We start from the raw sequence: 2,787 nt of genomic DNA on the forward strand, positions 1-2,787 counted from the left end.
AGTCTACGGCATCAGGAAAATCGCCGGAGCTGGAGCCGAAGGTGCTGCGGAGCATGTCGGTGTCGATGATGCCGGGATTCATGGGGATGACGGCGACTTTGCCGCCGGTGTCCTGGGCGGTGGCCATGGAGAGGCCTTCGATGGCGTACTTGGTGGCGCAGTAGGGTGCGACGTCTGAGGCGGTGACGCGGCCCCAGCCGGAAGAGAAATTGACGATGACGCCGCTGCCGCGTTTCAGCATGGCGGGGAGCAGGTGGCGCATCATGGCGGCGGGGCCCTTGATGTTGATGTCGATGATGCGGCTGAAGTCCTCGGCGCTGGTTTCCCAGAGGGGCGCGTTGGGGGTGATGATGGCGGCGTTGTTGAGGACGAGGTCTGGTGCGCCGAATTTTTCGAGGAGGGTGGCGCAGAAGGCGGCGATGTCGGATTCGTGGGAGACGTCGCAGGTTTGGAAGAGGTGAGGCGCGGGGAACTGGTGGGAGAGCTCGGCGATTTGGGCGGTGTTGCGTCCACAACCGGCGATGTGCCAGCCTGCATTGACGAAGAGGGGGAGCATGGCGCGGCCGAGTCCGCGAGTGCAGCCGGTGATGACGACGGTTTTGGGTTTCATGCGAGGCGGGGGCTTTGGGGTGCGCGGCGCTCTTTTGACAGGATTTACAGGATTGCAGAATTCACAAGATTTGCGCGGTTGCGGTTTGAGAGTGCCGTTTCGAAACGATGCTCTTTGGAGAGCTGAACGAGCGATCCTGCATCATCCTGTAATCTTGTTAATCCTGTCTTAAAAAGTAGGCTGGCTGGGCACCAGCTTACTTCCCCAGGTCATTCATGAAGGTGGGGCGAGGTCTTTGGGTTACGCGGCGCTGTTTTGACAGGATTTACAGGATTCCAGAATTAACAAGATTTGCGTGGGCATGGCTTGAGAATGCCGTTTCGGAACGCCGCTTTTTTATTCAGGACGTGCGATCCTGCATCATTCTGAAATCTTGTTAATCCTGTCTAAAAAACGTGGCCGGATTAGGTGGCCGCTTTCTTCTCGACTTCGTCCCATGGGATCTCGGAGAGTTCGGCGTTGGGGTTGCGGCGTTCGAAGTAGTTGATGGCCCATTGGTCGCTGAAGAAGACGACCCAGCGTTCGGCACTGTCCTGGGCGGTGGTGACGCCGCCGGGGATGTCGAAGTCTTCGATGGCGCCGCCGTCTTTGGTGCGGACCCAGCGGAGGACGGTGTAAGGGGCGGTTTCGAGGCGGCTTTGGGCGTTGTATTCGCTCTCGAGACGGAACTGCACGACTTCGAACTGGAGGGGGCCGACGGCGCCGAGGAGGGGCACGCGCTGACCGGCGTGGGGCTGGATGAACTGCTGCACGACGCCTTCGCTGAGGAGCTGCTCAAGGCCGTCGCGGAAGCGCTTGTAGTGCGCGGTGCTGGGGTTGTGCAGATAGCAGAAGACTTCGGGGGCGAAGCGGGGGATTTCGTCGAACTTGAGCTTGGGGTCGACGGCGAGGGTGTCGCCAATGCCGAAGCCGTGATTGCCGACGATGCCGACGACATCGCCCGCGTAGGCTTCGTTCACGGTCTCGCGATCCTGGGCGAAGAGTTTTTGGGAGTTGGCGAGGCGGACGATTTTGCCGGTGCGGGTGTGGGTGACCTGCATGTCGCGTTCGAACTTGCCGCTGACGATGCGGACGAAGCTCATGCGGTCGCGATGGCGGGGGTCCATGTTGGCCTGGATCTTGAAGACGAAGCCGGAGAAGCCTTCATCGGTGGGCTCGATGACGCGGCCATCGGCGGCCATGCGGGGCTCGGGTGGCGGGGCGAGTTCGAGGAAGCCGTCGAGGAGCATCTGGACGCCGAAGTTGTTGCTGGCGCTGCCGAAGAAGACGGGGGTGAGTTCGCCGCGATCGATCTTGGTGCGATCGTAGGCGTGGCCTGCGCCGTCGAGCATTTCGAGCTCCATCTTGGCCTGTTCGAGGGCTTCAGGGACGGTGTGCTTGGCGACGAATTCGTCGTCGAGGCCGCCGACTTTTTCGGGGGCGCGGAAAGCGCCGTGGACGGTGCGCTCGAAGAGATGGACATCGTTTTTGCGACGGTCGTAAACGCCACGGAACTGCTGACCGATGCCGAGGGGCCAATTGATGGCGCAGGCACCGATGCCGAGGACGGTTTCGAGTTCGTCGAGGAGGGTGAGGGGCTCGCGCGCAGGGCGGTCGAGCTTGTTCATGAAGGTGAAGATGGGGACGCCACGGCGGCGGCAGACTTCGAAGAGCTTGCGTGTTTGGGCCTCGATGCCTTTACCAGCGTCGACGACCATGATGGCGGCATCCACGGCGGTGAGCACGCGGTAGGTGTCTTCGGAGAAGTCTTTGTGACCGGGGGTGTCGAGGAGGTTCACGACGTTGCCTTTGTACTCAAACTGCAGGACGGTGGAGCTGACGGAAATGCCGCGCTGCTTTTCGAGCTCCATCCAGTCGGAGGTGGTGGCGCGCTGGTTTTTGCGGGCGGTCACGGAACCTGCGAGCGCGACAGCGCCGCCGTAGAGCAGGAGCTTTTCGGTGAGCGTCGTTTTACCGGCGTCGGGGTGCGAAATGATCGCGAAGGAACGACGGCGGGCGATTTGGGCTTCGTGGGGCATGGGGGGCGGTTGTATTCGTCCAAGCCGGGGAAGGATGCAAGTGGAGTGGCGGGGGGCTTTCGAAAGGCCAATGGCGAAATCTGAATGACGAAGGACGTGGAGGGAGGTGAGCGGAGAGGATAGACAGGATTAACAAGATGACGGGATTAACAGGATTAG

At 61.2% G+C, this 2,787-nt stretch carries 2 protein-coding genes; both read right to left on the reverse strand.

Annotated elements, in window-relative coordinates:
• A partial coding sequence (locus ACIREA_RS30050; RefSeq protein ID WP_397386001.1) for an SDR family oxidoreductase occupies positions 1-610 on the reverse strand: 610 nt, incomplete at its 3' end.
• A 404-nt stretch (positions 611-1,014) separates the two neighbouring features.
• The gene (locus ACIREA_RS30055) at positions 1,015-2,628 is read right to left on the reverse strand and encodes a peptide chain release factor 3 (protein ID WP_397386002.1); all 1,614 of its coding nucleotides are present in this window, start codon (positions 2,626-2,628) and stop codon (positions 1,015-1,017) included.
• Between the last annotated feature and the right edge of the window lie 159 nt (positions 2,629-2,787).

The organism is Prosthecobacter sp. (genome assembly GCF_044373815.1).
Classification (GTDB): Bacteria; Verrucomicrobiota; Verrucomicrobiia; order Verrucomicrobiales; family Verrucomicrobiaceae; genus Prosthecobacter.